The organism is Ramlibacter sp. AN1015, from assembly GCF_037726105.1.
Lineage (GTDB): Bacteria > Pseudomonadota > Gammaproteobacteria > Burkholderiales > Burkholderiaceae_C > Ramlibacter.
Window position 1 is genome coordinate 94,546 of record NZ_JBBJUM010000008.1, and the last position, 18,918, is coordinate 113,463.

Here is an 18,918-nt window from a genome sequence, read left to right on the forward strand (position 1 = left end):
TCGTACTCCTTGGGAAGTGAAAAAACGCGAGCGGTGTGGTGCCGGGCGATGCGGCGGTTCAGGGCACCTGCGGGTCGGGCGACAGCGCCAGCCGCGTGGCGATGGCCGTCCGGTAGTGCGGCGCATCGCCGGCCAGGCATGCGAGTTCGGCCAGGCCGGCGTCCAGCAGGTCGGCCGCCAGCGCGGTGTAGGCCAGCCGCGCAGGGGCGAGCGCCTGTGCGGGATCGGATACCAGGCGGCCGATCCAGCGTTCGCCGAGCTGGTGGTGCGCGTCTTCCTGGCGCAGCACCAGCAGCCGCAGCGGCACCAGCCGGTCGGCCAGCCGTGCCAGTTCGCCTGGCGGCGGCTCCAGGGCCACGCAGGCCAGCGACTCCAGCACGCCCTGCAGACCGACCAGCGTGCCGGCCAGCTCGGCGCGGTCGAGGTCGCGCTCCAGCCGCACCCGGAAAGCCTGCAGCGCGCGCTCGACGCGCGGCGGACAGCGCGCCCCGCCCGGCAGGGCGGCCGCGGCGGCGCCGAACAGCGTGGCATGGGCGGCCTCCTGCCGTGCCTGCTGCGCGAGAGCGCGCGCCAGCGGCGCCGGTGCGAGCCGCGACTGGCGCAGCGCCACGTCGCGCGAGATCGCCTCGGCCCGCGCGATGGCCGCGAGCAGCGGGCCGAGGTCGCTGGCGCTCAGCATGGCGCTCCTATGATGGCCGCGTGATCAGCGTCGTCGTCCCGGTGCGCAACGAGGCAGCCCTGGTGCAGGGGGCGCTCGCCGCGCTGCGCGCGCAGGCGTGCAGCGTTCCGGTCGAGCTGATCGTGGTGGACGGCGGCAGCACCGACGCGACGGCCGCGCGCGCGGCGCAGGTGCCCGGCGTGCGCTGCCTGCATGCGGCGCCGGGACGGGCGCGCCAGATGAATGCCGGTGCGGCCGCAGCGCGCGGCGAGCTGCTGCTGTTCCTGCATGTGGACACCCGACTCGCGCCCGGCGCCTTGCAGATGCTCGCCGCCGCGACCGCCCAGGGGCTGCGCGCCGGGGCCTTCCGCCACCGCTTCTCCCATCCCGACTGGCGGCTGCGCCTGATCTCCCGGGGCCACAACCTCAAGTGCCGGCTGACCGGCATCTACTACGGCGACCACGGCATGTTCGTCGCGCGTGAGCTGTTCGAGTCGCTGGGCGGCTTCCCCGAAGTGGACATCCTGGAGGACGTGATCTTCTGCGAGCGCCTGCGCCGGCACGCGCGCGGGCGGCTGCTCGAAGCCGAAGCCGTGACCGACGCGCGGCGCTTCCTGCAGCAGGGCATCTGGCGCACCACCGCGCGCGGCCTGCTGATCCTCGCGCGCCACCGCCTCGGGCTCACGCCGGGCGGCCGCGGCTTCTCGCAGGAAGTGCGCTGAGCGCAGCATCAGGGCTGCCGCGCCAGCGCGTGCGCGGCCTCCTCGCGGGGAAGTCCGATGGTCACCCGATCCGGCTGCTCCACGCGCAGGTAGGTGCCGTGCAGCCGGTCCCACACCGTGAGGCCGCTGGAGAGGTTGGCGTGCTGCAGCCGCTCGCGGTCCGCGTGGTGTACCCCGTGCAGCGCCGGCGTGACCACCAGCCAGCCGAGCGCGCGCTCCAGCGGGGGAGCCAGGCGCAGGTTGCTGTGGTGGAACATCACCTCCGCCCCGGTGAGCTGGCTCCACAGCTTCAGCTGGCGGGGCGTGACGCCGATCAGCAGCACCTGCGCTGCGCGCCAGGGCAGCGACCACAGCAGCTCCATGGCATGGAAGCGCAGCGCGGTGGAGGTGTCCAGGTCGCGGTCGGCATGGTGGAACCGGTGCCAGCGCCACAGGGCGCGGTGCAGCAGCACATGCCAGAGGTAGAGCGTGTAGTCGAGCAGCACCAGCGCGAGCAGCGTCGCGCCGGCGGGTGAAAGCCCCAGGCGCGGCACCAGCCCGAGCCGGTGCTTCTCGACCCGAAGCGCCAGCGGCTGTACCAGCGGCGTCTGCGTCACCGCCACCGTCAGCGCCGCGGCGGCGCCCGCCAGCAGGTTGCCCGGCACGCGCGCCGCGTCGGGCTGCACCGGGCGCCGCAGCGGCCGGCGCCGCTCCGCCCACAGCAGCAGCAGGAAGCCGGCGCCGAGCGCGAGCGTGGCGCCGCCTTTCACCGGTTCTCCAGCAGCGGGCGCTTGCCGCTGCTCAGGTGCTTGATGGCTGCCGCACTCTCCGGCAGCGTGAGGGCGACGGTCGCGAAGTGCGTCAGCGCATCGACGATGCAGTAAGGACACCAGGCCTTGTCGATCTTGGGCATCTGCCAGAACAGGTAGCGCGCGGCGGTGACGGCCTGCGCGCCGGCGAAGACGGTGGCCAGCAGCGGCAGCCAGGGGTGCCGCGTGCTGCGCTCGGCTCCGCCCATGGAGGCCAGCACCATGTTCACGCCGTGCGTGGTGATGGCGATCGGGCTGTCGGGGCCGCCGTAGCTGTAGGCCTCCTCGGAGGAGTTGACCTGCTTGGTGTGGAAGTTGCCGCGGCGCGGATCGGGCAGGTTGCGCACCACGCCCGTCTGCAGCAGCGTCGTGGCGGCCATCGCGGCGATGCCGATCAGCGACACGACCACGGCCCCGCGCCGCAGGGTCAGGTGCTCGTCCGAGCCCTCCTGCATGTACTGCCGCAGCGCGGAGGGGTCTTCGCCCAGTAGCTTGCTGATCGATGGCATGGCGTGGATCTCCTTGGGGTGTGGGGGTGTTCTGGGGGCTTCTGGGCCGGCGATAGAGCGACTGCGCGCGCCCTCGTGCGCCGGGCTCAGCGGCGCAGTCCCTTGCGGCCGGCGCCGGCGGCCACGGCGCCGACGGCGAGCAGCGCCGCGGTGGACGCCAGCAGCCAGTTGCGGTGCAGGTTGAGCCACAAGGTGGCGCTGGCGGGCTTGGCCTGCTCGTCGAAGCGCCCGTGGGCGCCCCAGGGGCCGGGAACCGGCTCGAACAGGTTGTCCTTGCGATCGGGCGCGACCCGCTCGCGCATCTGCTGGCCGGGGTAGGCCGTGCGCGCGAGGAAGCGGTCCAGCAGGCGCGGAATCAACTTGTCGCCCCAGATCGCATTGGCGCTGGAGATGGTCACGAACAGCTCGCGCCGGTGGCCTTCGGCGGCGTAGAGCACCGCATCGGCGATCAGCTCCGGCTGGTAGATCGTCCCCATCGGCCGGGGATGGCCGGCCATCCTGGTGCGGCACCACTCGAACTGCGGCGTATTCACCGCCGGCAGCTGCACCATCGCCAGGTGGATGGCGCTGCCTTCCTGGATCAGCTCGCTGCGCAGGGCGTCGGTGAAGCCCAGCATCGCGTGCTTGGCGCCGCAGTAGGCGGCCTGCAGCGGAATCGGGCGGTAGCTGAGCGCCGAGCCCACCTGCACGATGCTGCCGCGGTTGCGCCCGCGCATGCGGCGCAGTGCCGCCATCGTTCCCCACACCGCTCCGTGGTAGGTGACCTCGGTCACCCGCCGCAGCTCCTCGGGCGTGGTCTCGCTGACGGGTGCGACCAGCGTCACCATCGCGTTGTTGACCCAGACGTCGATGGGGCCGAGTTCTCGCTCGATGCGGTCGCAGGCGGCCTCGACCTGCGCTTCGTCGGCCACGTCCGTGGGGATCGCGAGCACCTGCTCGGCGCCCAGTGCCAGCAGGGCGCTGCGGGTCTGCTCCAGGCGCTGCGGCTCGCGGGCGAGCACCGCGACCTTGGCGCCGCGGCGCGCGCACGCGTCCGCGATGGCCCTGCCGACCCCGGCACTGCCGCCGGTCACCACCACCACGGTGCCTGGTCCGATTTTCATGTCCACTGCGTCGTCCTTCTGCTTGCGTGCGGGTCCATGGCACGGCCCGGCCGACCCTGCCTACGCACAAGGCTCCCACACACCCTGTGTAAGGCAGGACCGCAAGCGCGGCGAGCACCGGCAACTTGGGCAACCGGATGTTGTGGCCGCGCTGCCCGGGCGCAGCAACCTCAGCGTTCGAGCCGGCGGAAGAGGTCGTTGAAGATCGCGTCGCGCTCGACGGCCCAGCCCTCGCGCATGAGGTGTCGCGCGGGCGCTGCAATCCAGCGCCGGTCGTCCTGCAGCCGGGGGGCGCGCACCAGCATGCTGGGCACCCAGCGCGGCTCGAGCACCCAGGCGACGCAGATCAGGTCCCAGATCACCCAGCTGTGATGGCCTGTGGGCGCGCCGCCCGAGAGGCACCACAGCGGGTTGTCGCAAAACAGGTTCCACAGCAGCTCGCCGATCGCGCCGCGCCCGGGCAAGGTGCGCTCGGCCTCGGCCCGCGACAGGCGCAGCTGCGCGCCGATGTGATAGCCGGGCAGGTAGACCATCGGCACGCCACTGTCGAACAGCACGCGCGAGGCGTGCAGGTCCTGCTCGAGGTTGAAGGAATCGTTGGGGTGCGGCGCGTGGGTGGGAAAGCCGCTGGTCCAGACCACCACGATACGTTCGGCGATGTCCGGCGCCAGCAGCAGCGCGCTGGCGACGTTGGTGGGACAGCCCAGCACCAGCACGTAGAGCGGCTCGTCCCGCGGCGCCGCGCGCGCCCGCGCCACCAGGTGCCCGGCGGCCGGGCTGTGCAGCGGCACGTTCGCAGCCGGCAGGTACCCGGTGCTGCCGGGGAACACGCGGCCCTGCGCCGGCTCGCCCAGTGCGTCGAGCACGCGCAGGATCTCGTCGTGGCTGCGCTGCATGCCGACCTCGGGTGGCGCGAAGGGCGGGGCGTCCGGCGGTGCGTCGGGCCATGCGGCGCGCCGGTGCGCGAACGAGAAAGGCGCCGCGTACAGCGCCTCGACGCGCAGCCGCTCGGGTGCACGCAGCGCCCAGGCCAGGGCGAACTGGTCATCGATTTCGTTGGCCGTGTCGGTGTCGATCACCACCGGCAGCGGGCCACGGCCGGGCTCGGCCAGGCGCAGGCGGTACCAGTCGTCGTCCCGCGTCGTGTTCATGCGAAGCTGCCTCCGGTGGGGGGCGTGGCGGTGGCGGTGAGTTGCTGCAGGCGTTGCCAGTCCCGCGCGTCGTCGATGTCCCACAGCGCGTCGAGCTCGCACCAGCGCGCACCGCTTGCGCGCAGGCGCTCGCGCGTGCACCGGGCCACCTCGGGGCTGCTCCAGGGCATGCCGGCCGAAAACAGCTGCGGCATCGGACGCGCCAGGCCGAGCAGCACGTAGCCGCCGTCCTCGGCCGGAATCATCACCGCGTCGTGATCTCGCAGGAGCGCCGCCGCGGCCTGGAGATGGCCCGGGGCGAGCACCGCGCAGTCGGTGCCGATGAGAAGCAACGGCAGCTCGGGCCGGTGCAGGAAATGCGATCGCATGGCCGCACCCAGCCGCTCCCCGAGGTCGCCCGGGGGCTGCGCATGCAGCGTTACGCCGCCGTGCCGTGCCAGGGCGCGGAACAGCCGGTGGTGCGCGTCCGGGGCGCACCAGAGCGCCACCGGGCCGAGCGCGGCCGAGCGCACCGCGTGCAGCGCGCCGAGGGTCATGCGCCGCTGCGCCCGGGCCGCCGCCCGGGCTCCGATGGCAGGTGCGAGCCGCGTCTTGGCGAAGCCGGCCACCGGCGCCTTCGCGAGCATCGCCACCACGGCGGACGCAGGGGCCGGCGCGGCGCCATAGCCGTAGCGCCGGGCCAGCCGGTTCGCGTCGGCGCCCAGCGCGAATTGCGCGCGCAGCAGCCACATCAGGCCGACGGTGCGCGCCACGCCGTGGCGCTCCCAGCGGCGCCCCGAGGTCTCCACCGGCTGGCGCAGGCAGGCCGGCGGACCCGCTGCCCGGCACAGGCGCGTGCTCAGCTCGACGTCTTCCATCAGCGCGAGCGGCGCGAAGCCGCCGAGCTTCCGGAACACGTGCGCTGTCACGAACATCGCCTGGTCGCCGGTCGCAATTCCGCTCAGGCGCGAGCGCAGGTTGATGGCGCGCTGCACCACCGGCAGCAGCGGATGGGTGCCGGTGATGCGCAGATCGAAGCGGCCCCAGGAGCGGTCCTGCCCGAGCGCGGCGCGCAGCAGCCGGTCGGCATCCGGCGGCGGCAGGGTGTCGGCGTGCAGGAACAGCAGCGCCTCGCCGCTGAATCCCTCGGCGCCCGCGTTCATCTGGCTGGCCCGGCCCCGCGGGGCCAGCAGCACGCGGTCGGCGTGGGCACAGGCCAGGGCCCAGCTGGTGTCGGTGCTGCCGCCGTCCACCACCACCACTTCGGCGCCGCGCGCGCGCATCGGCGCCAGCGCCCGCAGAAGGGCGGGCAGCCGGCCGGCCTCGTTCAGCACCGGCACGACGATGCGCAGCCAGGCGCTCATCGCAGCGCCTCGTCGAGGGCGTCGAACTCCTCGGTCAGGCGCAGGACGACCTCGGGCGAGAGATAGTGATCGACCCGCTCGCGCACGTGGTCCACCAGCGCCCGCGAACTGCGCTCGGCCGACCAGTCCTCGCCGCTCGGCCGCGGGTCGGGCGCGCGCGCCGAGGCGACCCGCCACTTGGCGCACCAGCTCACCGACCACAGCCACATGGCGCGGCGCAGCAGCGTGTGCCAGGGCCGCGCCGCATCGGCCAGTTCGCATCCGGCGCGCGCCTCCCACTGCCGGTAGAAGGCCAGCACCGCGCCGGGCGCGAGTACCGCACAGCTGTCGCGGTCCCAGGTGGTGGAGGTGTAGAGGGAGGCATGCGCGAGGTCCAGGCCCGGGGTGCCGTAGCGGCACTTCTCCAGATCGACCAGGACCGCGCTGCCGTCGGCGCGCAGCAGGAAGTTGCCCGGATGGGCGTCGAACGCGATCAGCCGCTGGGGCGGTCGCGCCGGCCGCTCCAGCGCCACACGCAGCCGCTCGAGCTGGCGTGCGATGGCGCGACGCGCGGCCGGATCGACGCCGGCGGCGTCGAAGTGCAGGGCTTGCGTGGCGATCTCGTCCCACTGCGCGAGCAGCGCATCGGGGGGGCTGCTCAGCGGGGCGCGCGCCGCGGCCTCGGGCAGCGGCAGCCGGTGCAGCCGGGCCAGCGCATCGGCCAGCGCGGGCAGGTCGGCAGGCAGCCGCGCCGGCTGGCCCGCCACCTCCTCGACCAGCAGGGCGCCGCGCGGCAGTGCAGCCGACACCGGCAGCCAGCCCGCCAGGCGCGGCGTGTGCGCACTGGCGTAGGCGCGCTCGAAGCAGGCGCGCTGATAGCGCAGGTTGCCCTCGGCATCGAGGCCCATCTGGCTTTGCTTGGGGATCCGCGCGAGCAGGCCGGTGCCCTCCAGCCGCACGTGGTCGTGCGCGAGGCCCTTGTCGGGCATCCAGGTGAGCGGCGCGCTGCGCCAGGGCGAGCCTGCCTGCGCCAGGGCGGCGGCGAGCGCGCCCAGCAGCGCGCCGGCGGGCGGGTGGTCGGGGGATCGCGCGGATGCCGTGCTCATGCGGGCCATTGCAGGGGATGTGGCCGAGAGGTTACCCCCTCGCTAAGCTGCGCGGTGTCCACCACGATCGCACCGCATGCCCCCCAAGAAAACCGCTCTCCTGCTGCTGCTCGTTCTCGCGGTGGTGCTGTTCTTCACGTTCGACACGCACCGTCTGCTGAGCCTGGAGGCGCTGCGCGAGCGCCAGCTGCAGCTGCAGCAACTCGCGGCCGAGCGGCCGCTGCGGGTGGGGGCGGCGTACGTGGGCGTGTACCTGCTGGTGACGGGGCTCTCGCTGCCCGGTGCGGCCGTGCTGACGCTTGCCGGCGGCGCATTGTTCGGGCTGGGCTGGGGTACTTTGATCGTCTCTTTCGCCTCCAGCGTCGGCGCGCTGCTGGCTTTCCTCCTTGCCCGCTCCTTGCTGCGGGACAACGTGCGCGCGCGCTTCGGCGCCCGGCTGCGGGAGGTCGATCGTGGCCTGCAGCGCGACGGCGCGCTCTACCTGTTCTCGCTGCGGCTGGTGCCGCTGGTGCCGTTCTTCGTGGTGAACCTGGTGATGGGCCTCACCGGCATGCGCGCGGCCACCTTCTATGCGGTGAGCCAGATCGGGATGCTGCCGGCCACGCTCGTGTACGTGAACGCCGGTACGCAGCTCGCCGCGGTGGATTCGCTGTCGGGGCTGCTGAGCCCCTCGGTGCTGGGCGCCTTCGTGCTGCTGGCGCTGCTGCCCTGGATCGCGCGCGGCATCGCCCGCCTCGCGCAGCGGCGCCGCGTCTACGCGCGCTGGCGCGGTCGGCGCCCGCGCCGCTTCGACCGCAACCTGGTGGTGATCGGCGCCGGCTCGGCCGGGCTGGTGTCGGCCTATCTCGGCGCGGCCTTGCGCGCGAAGGTGACGCTGGTCGAGTCGCACCGCATGGGCGGTGACTGTCTGAACACCGGCTGCGTTCCCAGCAAGGCGCTGATCCGCAGCGCCCGGCTGGCGCACCAGATGCGCCACGCCGCGCGCTGGGGCGGTACCCCCGTGGAACCCGACTTTCCTTTCGCCGAGGTCATGCGCCGCGTGCGCGAGGTGGTGCGCGCCATCGAGCCGCACGACAGCGTCGAGCGTTTCACCGGGCTGGGGGTGGACGTGGTCGCGGGGCACGCCAGGCTGCTCGATCCCTGGACGGTGGAGATCGCACGCAACGACGGCGGCATCCAGCGGCTGACGACCCGCAGCGTGGTCATCGCTGCCGGCGCGCGCCCGATCGTGCCGCCGCTGCCGGGCCTGCAGGAGCTCGGCTGCCTCACCAGCGACACGCTGTGGGACGCGTTCGCGCAGCTCGACACGGCGCCCGCGCGGCTGCTGATCCTGGGAGGCGGTCCGATCGGCTGCGAGCTGGCGCAGGCCTTCGCGCGTCTGGGCTCGCAGGTCACCCAGGTCGAGCTGGCGCCGCGATTGCTGGCGCGCGAGGACGCCGAGGTGTCCGAGCTCGTGCGCGCTTCGCTGGAAGCGGACGGCGTGCGGGTGCTGACCGGCCACGAAGCGCTGCGCTGCGAGCGCGAAGGCGCCGACAAGGTGCTGGTCGCGCGTGCCGACGGTCGCGAGCAGCGCATCGCCTACGACGCGCTGGTCTGCGCCGTGGGCCGGCGCGCCCGCCTGGAAGGCTACGGCCTGGAGGAGCTGGGCATCGTGGCCGAACGCACGGTGGGCACCAACGCCTGGCTGGAGACGCTCTATCCCAACATCTACGCGGCCGGCGACGTGGCCGGGCCGTGGCAGTTCACGCACACCGCCGCGCACCAGGCCTGGTACGCCACGCTGAACGCGCTGTTCGGGACCGTGCGGCGTTTCAAGGTCGATGCCCGCGCCATTCCGTCGGCGACCTTCGTCGATCCCGAGGTGGCGCGCGTCGGCCTGAACGAGCAGGAGGCGCGCGAGCAGGGCATCGACTGCGAGGTCACGTGCTTTCCGCTGCACGAGCTGGACCGCGCCATTGCCGACAGCGACACGCAGGGCTTCGTCAAGGTGCTCACGGTGCCGGGGCGCGACCGCATCCTGGGCGTCACGCTGGTGGGCGAGCAGGCGGCCGAGCTGCTGGCCGAATGGGTGCTGGCCATGCAGCACGGCCTGGGCCTGAGCAAGGTGCTGGGCACGGTGCACACCTATCCCACGCGCGCCGAAGCCAACAAGTACGCGGCCGGGCAGTGGCGCCGCTCCCACCAGCCCGCCTGGGCGCTGGGCCTGCTGGGCCGCTGGCACGCCTGGCGGCGGGGCTGAAGTCGAAGGAGCGCTGCGCACCCCCCATCCGCGCGGACCCTGCTTGTTGCGGGCCGAGGAAAACTGTATTCCCGGTTGGGGGATTGATCCCGCCCGGCCGCAACGCGGACACTGCGCCACGATGCTGCCGCGCCTCGCGGCGTGCGCCGCGATGGAGAGTCCATCGAGAGTTCATCGAGAGGAGCCCCGCATGAGCAACCACGCCGAGTGGATCGGCTTCGGTCCTTCCCGCCTGCTGGCCGAGGACCGTGATCGGCCCAGCCCCGGCCGCCCGCCGCACGCGCGGCCGACCTGGCGCGACGAAGCCGCCCTACGGCGCCGCGCAGGCAGCGCCCGGGCGTGGTGATGCAGGGGCGGCAGATGCGTGTCCACGTCGTCGGCGTCGGGAAGATGGGGCTTCCCATGGCGCGCCACCTGGGCACAGGCGGCCACTCCGTGGGCGTGAGCGACCCCGACCCGCAGCGCCTGGCGCTGGCCGGTGAGGCCGGCCTGGCGCAGCGGCCCTGGAGCGAGGCGGCGCTGGCCGGTGTGGACGTGGTCCTGTCTTCGCTGCCGCACGACCAGGCCTTGCGGCAGGTCGGCGACGCGGTCGCCCGGTGGGGCCGACCGGGGCTGCTCTTCATCGACACCAGCACCGTGTCGCCGCAGGCGTCGGCCGAGGTGGCTCGCAGCTGCGAGGCCGCCGGCGTCGCGCACCTGCGTTGCACCGTCTCGGGCAACAACCAGATGGCCGAGGCGGCGCAGCTGACGGTGATGGGGTCCGGCCCGGCGTCCGCCTGGGAACGCGCCTTGCCGCTGCTGCGGCTGCTCGGGCCGACGCAGCTGTACCTGGGCGAGGGTGAGCAGGCGCGGCTGATGAAGCTGGTGGTGAACCTCATGATCGCGCAGACCAGCGCCATGCTGGCCGAGGCGCTCGCGCTGGGCCGCAAGGGCGGCCTGGAAGGCGAGGCGATGTGGCGCGTGTTCACCGCCAGCGCGGTGGCCTCGCCGATCCTGCGGGCCAAGGCCGATGCCCTGGCCGCGCGCGATTTCACGCCCACCTTCACGGTGCACCAGATGATCAAGGACCTCGACCTGATCCTCGGCGCCGCGCAGGCCCTGCAGGTGCCGCTGGCGCAGACCGCGCTCACGCGCCAGTGGATGTCGGCGGCCGTCGCGCAGGGCGACGGCGGCGAGGACTACGCGGCCATCCTCAAGGTGGTCGAACGCAGCGCCGGGCTCGGCGCGGACGGGACAATCGCGCCATGAAGGACTTCCTCTACATCGGTCGGCCCGCACGCGTCCTCTTCGGCGCCGGCAGCCTCCAGCATCTGCAGCGCGAGATCGACACCATCGGCGCATCCCGCGCACTGGTGCTGTGCACGCCGCAGCAGCGCGAAGCCGGCGAGCAGGTGGCGGCCATCCTGGGTGCGCGCTGTGCCGGCCTGTTCGACCAGGCGGCCATGCACGTTCCCATCGAGACCGCCCGCGAGGCCCGCGAGACGGCGCGCCGGCTGGGTGCGGACTGCGCGGTGGCCATCGGCGGCGGCTCGACCATCGGGCTGGGCAAGGCGATCGCGCTGGAATCGCCCCTGCCGATCCTGGCCATTCCCACCACCTACGCCGGCTCGGAGATGACCACCGTGTTCGGCATCACCGAGGGCGGCGTGAAGAAGACCGGCCGCGACGAGCGCGTGCTGCCGCGCACCGTGATCTACGACCCCGAGCTGAGCGCGGGCCTGCCGCGCGCCATGAGCGTGGCCAGCGGCATGAACGCCATCGCGCACGCCGCCGAAGGTTTCTATTCGGTCAACACCAATCCCATCATCGATTTGCTGGCCGAGGAGGGCATCGCCGCTTTCGGCCGCGCGCTGCCCGTCATCGCGCACGGCGAGGCCGGCAGCGAGGCTTTGCGCCAGGCCCGATACGACGCGCTGTACGGCGCCTGGCTGTGCGGCACCGTGCTGGCCACCGTGGACATGGCGCTGCACCACAAGCTGTGCCACACGCTGGGCGGCAGCTTCGGGCTGCCGCATGCCGAGACGCACACCGTGGTGCTGCCCCAGGCGCTCGCCTACAACGCGCCGGCGGCGCCCGAGGCGATGCGGCGGGTGGCGCGGGCGCTGGGCGGCGCCTCGGCGCCGCGGGCGGTGTTCGACCTGGCGCAGGCCAACGGCGCGCCGACCTCGCTGCGCGAACTGGGGCTGAAGGCGAGCGACCTCGACCGCGCCTGCGATCTCGCCATGAGCAACCAGTACCCGAACCCGCGGCCGCTGGAGCGCGCGGCGATCCGGCAGCTGCTGCAGGACGCGTTCGAGGGAACGCGGCCGGCGTAGGCGCAGTCGATGCGCGCTGCGTGCAGCCTGTTGTGAGCGCAAGGAGCTAGCCGCGCACGCCCCGCGTCACTGCGTCACTGCGTCACTGCGTCACCGCGTCGCGCTCCGCACGGACTGTCTTACCGCTGCGCGCCGCTTGCCTGGCGCAGGATGTCGCGCGCCGCGTGGTCGTCGCGGCCGCGCCAGGCGACGATCTGGTCGGGTCGGATCAGCACCAGCGGCGCGTCGTACAGCGCACGCAAGGAAGGCGTAGCATGGTGGACGACCGCCAGGGACAGCCCGCACGCTGCCGCGGCCTCGGCGAAAGCCGCGCCCTGCGGCGCGTCGGCGCCAAGGCGCAGCAGCGTCCACTCGGGGCCGAAGCTGTCGTAGAGCGATCGGCCGTCTTCCAGCCAGGCGTGCGGCGGCCGCCCGCCCGGGCAGGCGCTGGGCTCGTAGGCGCTGGGCTGGTCGGGCGGAGGGCGGGTGCCGTCCGGCACGATGAGCGGCGAGCCGTCGTAGCGCCCGCCGAAGGTCACGCCGGGGATGTTGAATTCGAGCCGCACGTGCGCATCGAGCGCGGCGCCGGCTCCGGCACGCGCCGCGCGCCCGGCTTCGCTGTCGTCCTCCAGCGCCGGCGACGCGCGCAGCAGGCCGACCGAATCGGCGAACTGCCGCGCATAGCCGGTGTTGCGGATCGCCAGCGGCCGCCGTTCGGCCTCGTAGCTCGCGAGCAGTGCGGGCGCGCTCACCCCGCGCGCCACCTGCGCCAGCTTCCAGCCCAGGTTCACCGCGTCCTCGACCGCGGTGTTGTAGCCCAGGCCGCCGGTCGGGGTGAACAGGTGGGCGGCATCGCCGCCGATCCACACGCGGCCACGCCCGAACGATTGCGCCACCAGCGAGTGGCCGGCGGTCCAGGTGCCGCAGGAGAGCACCTCGATCGGGATCTCCCGGCCCATGGCTTCGGCGAACACGCGACGCGCCTGCGCCTCGCCCCAGGCGTCGGCGGCCTCGCCCTCGTGCACGGCGGCATGGAAGGCGAACTCGCTGCGGCCATCGACGCTCGCCATGAACGCGCGCCGCTGGGCGTTGAACGACACCATCATCCACGCCCGGGCGTGCGGGAAGGCGTCGTAGAAGGTCGGGGCGCGCAGGTAGACGGCGAACATCTGGCCGCCCATGAAATCGCGGCGCACTCCGGTGGCCCCGCCCCAGGGGATGCCCAGCGCCTGGCGCACCGGGCTGCGCGCGCCGTCGGCACCGATCAGCCAGCGTGCGCGCACGGTGCGCGCGGCACCGCCGTCCACCGGCGCGATGCGGGCGGTCACGCCGGTGGCGTCTTCCGCGAAGTCCAGCAGGCGCCAGCCATAGCGCAGCGTGTTGCCGGCGGGCTGGCGCGCGTGGCGCAGCAGCGTGGCTTCGACGAACTTCTGGGACACCCGGTGCGGCAGCTCGGCCGCGCTCCAGGAGCCGCCCAGCGCGCGTACACGCGCCACCGCCTCGGCCGCCGTGGGCAGCGACAGGCGCGCCAGCTCGTGGCCGGTGTAGCGGGTGAAGTAGGCGATGTCGGTGGGGTGGTCGCCGGGCAGCCCCTGCGCGCGGATCTCGTCGGCGAAGCCCAGGCGCCGGAAATGCTCCATGGTGCGCGCCTGGGTGGCATTGGCCTGCGGGTTGAAGGCCGTGCCGGGCTTGGGATCGACGAGCCACAGCGGAACGCCCCGGCGGCCGAGTTCGATGGCGAGCATCAGCCCGAACGGGCCGCCGCCCGCGACCAGCACTTCGGTATCGACGTCAGCTTGCATGGGAGGCGATCCAGCGGCCGGTCCACTTGCGGCTGTAGTCCATGCGCTCGAAGTGCTCGGCCATGAAGTCGATGAAGCTGCGCACCTTGGCCGACAGGTGCTTGCGGCTCGGGTAGGCCATGTTGATGGTCAGACGCGGCAGGTCCCAGTCGTCGAGCACCGGCGTGAGGCGGCCGGCCACGATGTCTTCGTAGAGGATGTAGGTGGGCTGCACCAGGATGCCCATGCCGGCGAGCGCCGCCGCGCGCAGCACCTGGCCGTCGTTGGATTCGAGCAGGCTGCCCACGGTGAGCGCGCGCTGCTCGCCGCCGCGGGTGAAGCGCAGCTCGTGGGGGTTGTTGGCGTGCGTGTAGATCAGCATCTGGTGCTGCTGCAGATCGTCCAGCGTGCCGGGCGTGCCGTGCGCCTGCAGGTAGGCGGGGGAGGCGGCAAGGATGCGCCGCGTCTCGCCGAGGCGGCGGATCGTGACGTTCGAGTCCGGCTCGAACTCGCGGGTGCGGATGGCCACGTCGATGTTGTTGTCGATGATGTCGAAGTAGCGGTTGGCCACCTCGACGTGCACCGCCACGTTGGGATAGCGCCGCGTGTATTCCTTGAGCAGCGGCGCGATGTGCTGCACCGAAAAGGACAGCGAAGCGGTCACCCGAAGGATGCCGGTGGGGTTGAGCGCGGCGGCGTTGACGGTCTCTTCGGCGTCCCGCAGGTCGGCCAGGATGCCGCGCGCGCGGCCGAAGAACTCGCGCCCGGTTTCGGTGAGGAACAGACGGCGCGTGTTGCGCTCGACCAGCCGCACCCCCAGCCGCGCCTCGAGGGCCGCGAGGTGGCGGCTCGCCGCCGCGTTGGACAGGGCCAGCGCCTCCGCGGCGCGGCTCAGGCTGCCGGTCTCGGCCACCTGCACGAACAGCTCGATTTCGGTCCAGCGGTCCACCTGCGTGTGTCTCCTCGTGTCGTTCGCTCTGTCTTTCCGCTGGGCGCAAAACTCATTTGCAGCGGCGCATCTGTTGCCGATTGTGGCCTGCTTCTACAGTGCTCCGATGCTCTACACGCTCCACCTGCTGGACCGCCCGGATGCTGCCGCGCTGCGCGCCGAACTGAGGCCGCGACACAAGGCCTACCTCGCCCAGGTGGCGCAGCGCATCGCCCTGGCCGGGCCCCTGCTGGCCGACGACGGCAGCACCATGGTGGGCAGCCTGCTGGTCATCGATTTCGACTCGCGCGAGGCGGCCGAGCAATGGCTGGCGCAGGAGCCGTTCACGGCCGCCGGGCTCTACGCACAGCGGCACGTCCATGCGTTCAGCAACCTCTGGCCCCAGCAGGCGGGGCATGCGCCCAGCGTGCGCCACATCGTGATGTGGGATGTGCGCGGCGACACGCCCGCCGAGCGCCAGGCCAACCTCGAGCGGCTGCGCAGCAGCTTCGAGAGCCTGCGCGGGCGCATTCCGGGGCTGCTGCGGCTGGAGGTGGGAATCGACACCAGCGGTGTCGATTACGCCTGCCACGCGGTGCTGTTCTCGGAGTTCGCCAGCCAGGACGCGCTCGACGCGTATGCGCAGCATCCCGAGCACCTGCGCGTGAAGCAGGAGCTCGGTGCGTTGCGCATCGCGCGCCACCAGGTCGATTACGCGGTCGCGCCCTGAGGCCCCGCACATTCTTTTTTGCAGCACATCATGAACACTCCCGACTCCCTCGACGACGAACTGCGCATCCGCCGGATGATCGAACGCTGGGCCGTGTGGCGCGATGCCGGCGACTGGGATCGCTTCGCCACCGTGTGGCACCCCGACGGCGTGATGATGGCCACCTGGTTCCAGGGGCCCTGGGCCGACTTCATCCGCGTGACGCGCGAGGGCTGGGACAAGGGCGTGAGCATCCTGCACTTCCTGGGCGGCTCGGCCATCGAGGTGCAGGGCGAGCGCGCCATCGCCCAGACCAAGATGACCATCTCGCAGCGCGGCAATGTCGAGGGCGTGCCCTGCGACGTGGTCTGCACCGGGCGCTTCTACGATTTCGTGCAGAAGCACGAAGGCCAGTGGAAGCTGCTGCACCGCCAGCCCATCTACGAGAAGGACCGCATCGACCCCATCGATCCGGCCGCGCGGCTGGAGCTCGATGCAAGCGCGCTGGCCCAGTTCCCCGACGGCTATCGCCACCTCGCCTACATCCAGACGCGCATCGGCTACCAGGTCAAGCGGGACATGCCGATGCTCAAGGGCGCGGTGGTCGAAGAGCTCTATCGCCGCGGTGCGCGCTGGCTCGCCGGACAACCCCTGGAGCGCTGACATGATCCTCTTGAACCGCCGCAGCTTCGCGGCCGCAACCCTGGGCTGCGTGCTCGCCGTGCCGGCCTGGGCGCAGGCTCCCGCAGCCTGGCCGAACAGGCCGATCAAGGTGGTGGTGCCGCAGCCTCCGGGCGGCGGCTTCGATTTCGTCGGCCGGCTGCTGGCCGATCGGCTGTCCAAGGCAGTGAATCAACCCGTGGTGGTGGAAAACCGGCCCGGCTCGGGCACGCTGGTCGGCACCGACGCGGTGGCCAAGGCGGCGCCCGACGGCTACACGCTGCTGGTGGGGTCGATCTCCAACATCGCGCTCAACCCGGGGCTGTACCGCAACCTGCCGTACGACAGCCTGCGCGACTTCGAGCCGGTGGGGCTGGCGGCGAGCTACAGCTATACGCTGATCGCCCGCAAGGACCTGCCCTTCAAGAACCTGCGGGAGGTGGTGGACTACGCGCGGGCCAACCCCGGCAAGCTCAGCTACGCCTCGGGCGGCAACGGCTCGGGCCAGCACGTGCTGGCCGCCGTGCTGTGGAAGCAGGCCGGCGTGGACGTGACCCACGTGCCCTACCGCGGCGCGCAGGCGGCCTACCAGGACCTGCTGGGCGGGCGGGTCGATCTGTTCTTCGATTTGAGCTCCACGGCCAGGCCGCAGGTCGAGGCCGGCAATGTGCGCGCGCTGGCGGTCTCCGGCGGCGAACGCAGCCCGCTGCACCCGGACGTGCCCACCGTGAAGGAGACCGGGGTCGCCGACGTCGAGCTCGAATCGTGGTTCGGCCTGTTCGCTCCGGCTGCCACGCCGCCCGAGGTGCTGGCGCGGCTGCGCGCCGAGCTGGCGAAGGTGATCGCCTCGCCCGACGTGGTGGAGGCATTCCGCAAGGCGGGCGGCAAGCCCCTGAGCCTGGGCGCGGCCGAGACGCGTGAGCTGGTGCAGCGCGACGTCACGCGGTGGACGCGGCTGGTGCAGGACGCCGGCATCCGGGCCGACTAGGCGCGAGGCAACTGCACGGCACACCGGCGCACCGCACCGCATGCGCTCGCCCTCAACCCGCCTGCCCCACCGCGTCACGAATGATGGTGGCCAGCTGCCGCACGGTGGGCGAGCCGGTGGCCCCGCGCTTCCACAGCAGGCCCGGCGTACGGATGGGGGTGGGGTCCTCCAGCGGAATGCTGCGCAGGTCGGCCGCGGGATGGACAGCGGTCTCCGCAATGATGCCGGCGAGGTCGGTCTGGCGGATCAGCTCGATCATCGGCGCGATGGAGTTGAGCTGCGCCACCACCGTGGGCTGCGCGCCCGCCGCCTCGAAGCAGTCGTCGAGCAGGGCGCGCGTGGCCATGCTGCGCGGCAGCAGCACCATGCGCAGGCGGTGCAGCTCGGCCATGCGCACGCGGCGCCTGCGCGCCAGCGGATGAGTGGCCGCCACCACCAGCCGCAGCTCCTCGTTGTAGAGCGGCTCGAACCAGAGCTCGGCATCGTCGGCCGGCTGGTAGGACACCGCGAGGTCGAGCGAGCCGTCGGCCAGCCCGCGCGCGATGTCGGCGGCCGGGCGCTCCTCCACGGTGAGCTCGTGCCCCGGATGCTGGCTGAGAAAGCGCGAGACGCAGCGCGGGACCATGCGGGTGTTGAAGCTGGCGGTGGTGCCCAGGCGGATGTGCGCGGTGGGCGCGAGGCCGGTGCCGCGCAGCGCCTGCAGACCGCGATCGATCTGTGCGAGCGCCGGCGTCATGTAGCTGCGCAGCATCTCGCCGGCTTCGGTCATGCGCACCTTGCGCCCGCTGCGGTCGAACAGCGCCACGCCCAGCTCGTCCTCCATCTGCCGGATCTGGTGCGACAGCGTCGATTGGGTCACGTGCAGGCGCTGCGCGGCGCGCGTGAAATTGAGCGTTTCCGCAATCGCGTCGAAGTAGCGCACGTGCCGCAATTCCATGGGTTTACCCGCAGTACGAAGTCATCGATGGGATCGATCATATGACTCGAAAAAAGTCACTTTCCATCGGGAAAAGCCCAACCTAGACTGCCCGCGGACAGCACGAAGACAAGGAGACAACGCCATGGCCGAATACGCCGCCCAGGATCTCGCGCAAGCCGTCATCGACCGCATGGCCGATGCGCCCAATCCCCGCTTCAAGGAGGTGATGAGCGCGCTGGTCAAGCATGCCCATGCCTTCGTGCGCGAGGTGCAGCTCACGCCCGACGAATGGATGCAGGGCATCCAGTTCCTCACGCAGGTGGGCCAGATGTGCGACGAGAAGCGCCAGGAGTTCATCCTGCTGTCCGACACGCTGGGCATCTCGATGCTGGTGGTCGCGATCGACCAGGCCCGCGGCGCGGCCGCCCGCACGCCCGCACCCGACGAGCAGCCTCCCACCGAGGCCACGGTGCTGGGCCCGTTCTACTGGGAAGGCGCCCCGGAGCTCGCGGCCGGCGCCGACATCGCCGAAGGCGCGGCCGGCGAGCCCGCCTGGTACCACGGGCGTGTGACCGACACCGCCGGGCGCCCGGTAGCCAACGCGGCGCTCGACGTGTGGTCGGGCGACGCCGAGGGCTTCTACGACCTGCAGAAAGGCGCCGACGCGCCCATGCAGCTGCGCGCGCGCTTTCGCACCGATGCCGACGGCCGCTACAGCTTCTGGTCGATCAAGCCCACCTACTATCCGGTGCCGGCCGACGGCCCGGTGGGCAAGATGCTGCGCGGCATGGGCCGCCACCCGAACCGCCCCGGCCACATGCACACCATGCTGCAGGCCGAGGGCCACCAGACGCTGGTCACGCACCTGTTCGACGCGGACAGCCCCTACATCGATTCCGACGCCGTCTTCGGCGTGCGCAACAGCCTCATCGTCGATTTCGGCAAGCACGCCCCGGGCACCGCGCCCGACGGCCGTGTGCTGAACAAGACCTGGTACGACTGCGCGTACGACTTCCGCCTGGTGCCCGCCGCGTGAGCGGG

Annotated in this window: 19 protein-coding genes and 1 pseudogene; 10 read left to right on the forward strand and 10 right to left on the reverse strand. The window is 72.4% G+C overall.

The window, feature by feature from the left end; genetic code table 11:
* Positions 1 to 58 precede the first annotated feature (58 nt).
* The gene (locus tag WG922_RS14065) at positions 59 to 679 is read right to left on the reverse strand and encodes a hypothetical protein (protein ID WP_340283332.1); all 621 of its coding nucleotides are present in this window, start codon (positions 677 to 679) and stop codon (positions 59 to 61) included.
* 20 nt (positions 680 to 699) lie between these two features.
* Here WG922_RS14065 and WG922_RS14070 point away from each other — a divergent pair, with 20 nt between their 5' ends.
* The gene (locus WG922_RS14070; protein WP_340283334.1) at positions 700 to 1,380 is read left to right on the forward strand and encodes a TIGR04283 family arsenosugar biosynthesis glycosyltransferase; all 681 of its coding nucleotides are present in this window, start codon (positions 700 to 702) and stop codon (positions 1,378 to 1,380) included.
* Positions 1,381 to 1,388: 8 nt separating this feature from the next.
* Here the strand turns inward: WG922_RS14070 and WG922_RS14075 are convergent, their stop codons facing one another.
* The 6 genes from WG922_RS14075 to WG922_RS14100 all read right to left on the reverse strand — a co-directional run bounded on the left by WG922_RS14075 (position 1,389) and on the right by WG922_RS14100 (position 7,359).
* Complete coding sequence (locus tag WG922_RS14075; protein ID WP_340283335.1) at positions 1,389 to 2,129, reverse strand: sterol desaturase family protein; 741 nt, start codon at positions 2,127 to 2,129, stop codon at positions 1,389 to 1,391.
* A complete protein-coding gene (locus WG922_RS14080) occupies positions 2,126 to 2,677 on the reverse strand; it encodes a vitamin K epoxide reductase family protein (protein WP_340283336.1) in 552 nt (183 codons plus the stop codon). Before WG922_RS14080 ends, WG922_RS14075 begins: the two co-directional genes overlap by 4 nt.
* An 86-nt stretch (positions 2,678 to 2,763) precedes the next feature.
* Positions 2,764 to 3,780, reverse strand: coding sequence for an SDR family oxidoreductase (locus WG922_RS14085; protein ID WP_340283337.1), 1,017 nt, complete (start codon positions 3,778 to 3,780; stop codon positions 2,764 to 2,766).
* Positions 3,781 to 3,950: 170 nt separating this feature from the next.
* The gene (locus tag WG922_RS14090; RefSeq protein ID WP_340283338.1) at positions 3,951 to 4,931 is read right to left on the reverse strand and encodes a nucleoside hydrolase; all 981 of its coding nucleotides are present in this window, start codon (positions 4,929 to 4,931) and stop codon (positions 3,951 to 3,953) included.
* Positions 4,928 to 6,274, reverse strand: a complete 1,347-nt coding sequence (locus WG922_RS14095; RefSeq protein ID WP_340283339.1) for a TIGR04283 family arsenosugar biosynthesis glycosyltransferase — start codon at positions 6,272 to 6,274, stop codon at positions 4,928 to 4,930. Before WG922_RS14095 ends, WG922_RS14090 begins: the two co-directional genes overlap by 4 nt.
* Positions 6,271 to 7,359, reverse strand: coding sequence for a phosphotransferase (locus tag WG922_RS14100; RefSeq protein ID WP_340283340.1), 1,089 nt, complete (start codon positions 7,357 to 7,359; stop codon positions 6,271 to 6,273). Before WG922_RS14100 ends, WG922_RS14095 begins: the two co-directional genes overlap by 4 nt.
* A gap of 76 nt (positions 7,360 to 7,435) precedes the next feature.
* Here WG922_RS14100 and WG922_RS14105 point away from each other — a divergent pair, with 76 nt between their 5' ends.
* The 4 genes from WG922_RS14105 to WG922_RS14120 all read left to right on the forward strand — a co-directional run bounded on the left by WG922_RS14105 (position 7,436) and on the right by WG922_RS14120 (position 11,913).
* A complete protein-coding gene (locus WG922_RS14105; protein WP_340283341.1) occupies positions 7,436 to 9,598 on the forward strand; it encodes an FAD-dependent oxidoreductase in 2,163 nt (720 codons plus the stop codon).
* Between the two features lie 190 nt (positions 9,599 to 9,788).
* A complete protein-coding gene (locus WG922_RS14110; RefSeq protein WP_340283342.1) occupies positions 9,789 to 9,944 on the forward strand; it encodes a hypothetical protein in 156 nt (51 codons plus the stop codon).
* 14 nt (positions 9,945 to 9,958) lie between these two features.
* Positions 9,959 to 10,846 (forward strand): NAD(P)-dependent oxidoreductase, encoded by an 888-nt coding sequence (locus WG922_RS14115; protein WP_340283343.1) that lies wholly within the window; start codon positions 9,959 to 9,961, stop codon positions 10,844 to 10,846.
* On the forward strand, positions 10,843 to 11,913 hold the full coding sequence (locus WG922_RS14120) for a maleylacetate reductase (RefSeq protein ID WP_340283344.1): 1,071 nt from the start codon (positions 10,843 to 10,845) through the stop codon (positions 11,911 to 11,913). The genes WG922_RS14115 and WG922_RS14120 overlap by 4 nt, the downstream gene beginning before the upstream one ends.
* 119 nt (positions 11,914 to 12,032) lie before the next feature.
* Here WG922_RS14120 and WG922_RS14125 read toward each other — a convergent pair whose 3' ends face one another.
* Entirely contained in the window at positions 12,033 to 13,694 is a 1,662-nt protein-coding gene (locus WG922_RS14125) for an FAD-dependent oxidoreductase (protein WP_340283345.1), read from the reverse strand.
* Positions 13,684 to 14,622 (reverse strand): LysR family transcriptional regulator, encoded by a 939-nt coding sequence (locus WG922_RS14130; protein WP_340283346.1) that lies wholly within the window; start codon positions 14,620 to 14,622, stop codon positions 13,684 to 13,686. Before WG922_RS14130 ends, WG922_RS14125 begins: the two co-directional genes overlap by 11 nt.
* Before the next feature lie 106 nt (positions 14,623 to 14,728).
* Here WG922_RS14130 and WG922_RS14135 point away from each other — a divergent pair.
* The 4 genes and pseudogenes from WG922_RS14135 to WG922_RS14150 form a co-directional block, all read left to right on the forward strand.
* A pseudogene (locus WG922_RS14135) lies at positions 14,729 to 14,977 on the forward strand (YciI family protein); the annotation flags it as partial.
* Positions 14,978 to 15,028: 51 nt separating this feature from the next.
* Positions 15,029 to 15,331: a Dabb family protein gene (locus WG922_RS14140; protein WP_445322835.1), complete on the forward strand. Its 303-nt coding sequence runs from the start codon at positions 15,029 to 15,031 to the stop codon at positions 15,329 to 15,331.
* 30 nt (positions 15,332 to 15,361) lie between these two features.
* Positions 15,362 to 15,973, forward strand: coding sequence for a nuclear transport factor 2 family protein (locus WG922_RS14145; RefSeq protein WP_340283347.1), 612 nt, complete (start codon positions 15,362 to 15,364; stop codon positions 15,971 to 15,973).
* A 1-nt stretch (position 15,974) separates the two neighbouring features.
* Positions 15,975 to 16,958, forward strand: coding sequence for a Bug family tripartite tricarboxylate transporter substrate binding protein (locus WG922_RS14150; protein WP_340283348.1), 984 nt, complete (start codon positions 15,975 to 15,977; stop codon positions 16,956 to 16,958).
* A 52-nt stretch (positions 16,959 to 17,010) separates the two neighbouring features.
* On the opposite strand, the gene WG922_RS14155 is transcribed toward WG922_RS14150, so the two are convergent.
* Complete coding sequence (locus WG922_RS14155; RefSeq protein ID WP_340283349.1) at positions 17,011 to 17,895, reverse strand: LysR substrate-binding domain-containing protein; 885 nt, start codon at positions 17,893 to 17,895, stop codon at positions 17,011 to 17,013.
* A 124-nt stretch (positions 17,896 to 18,019) separates the two neighbouring features.
* Between WG922_RS14155 and WG922_RS14160 the strand changes: the two genes are divergently transcribed.
* Positions 18,020 to 18,913 carry an intradiol ring-cleavage dioxygenase gene (locus tag WG922_RS14160; RefSeq protein ID WP_340283350.1) on the forward strand — a complete coding sequence of 298 codons (894 nt, stop codon included), beginning with the start codon at positions 18,020 to 18,022 and terminating at the stop codon, positions 18,911 to 18,913.
* Positions 18,914 to 18,918: the final 5 nt, after the last annotated feature.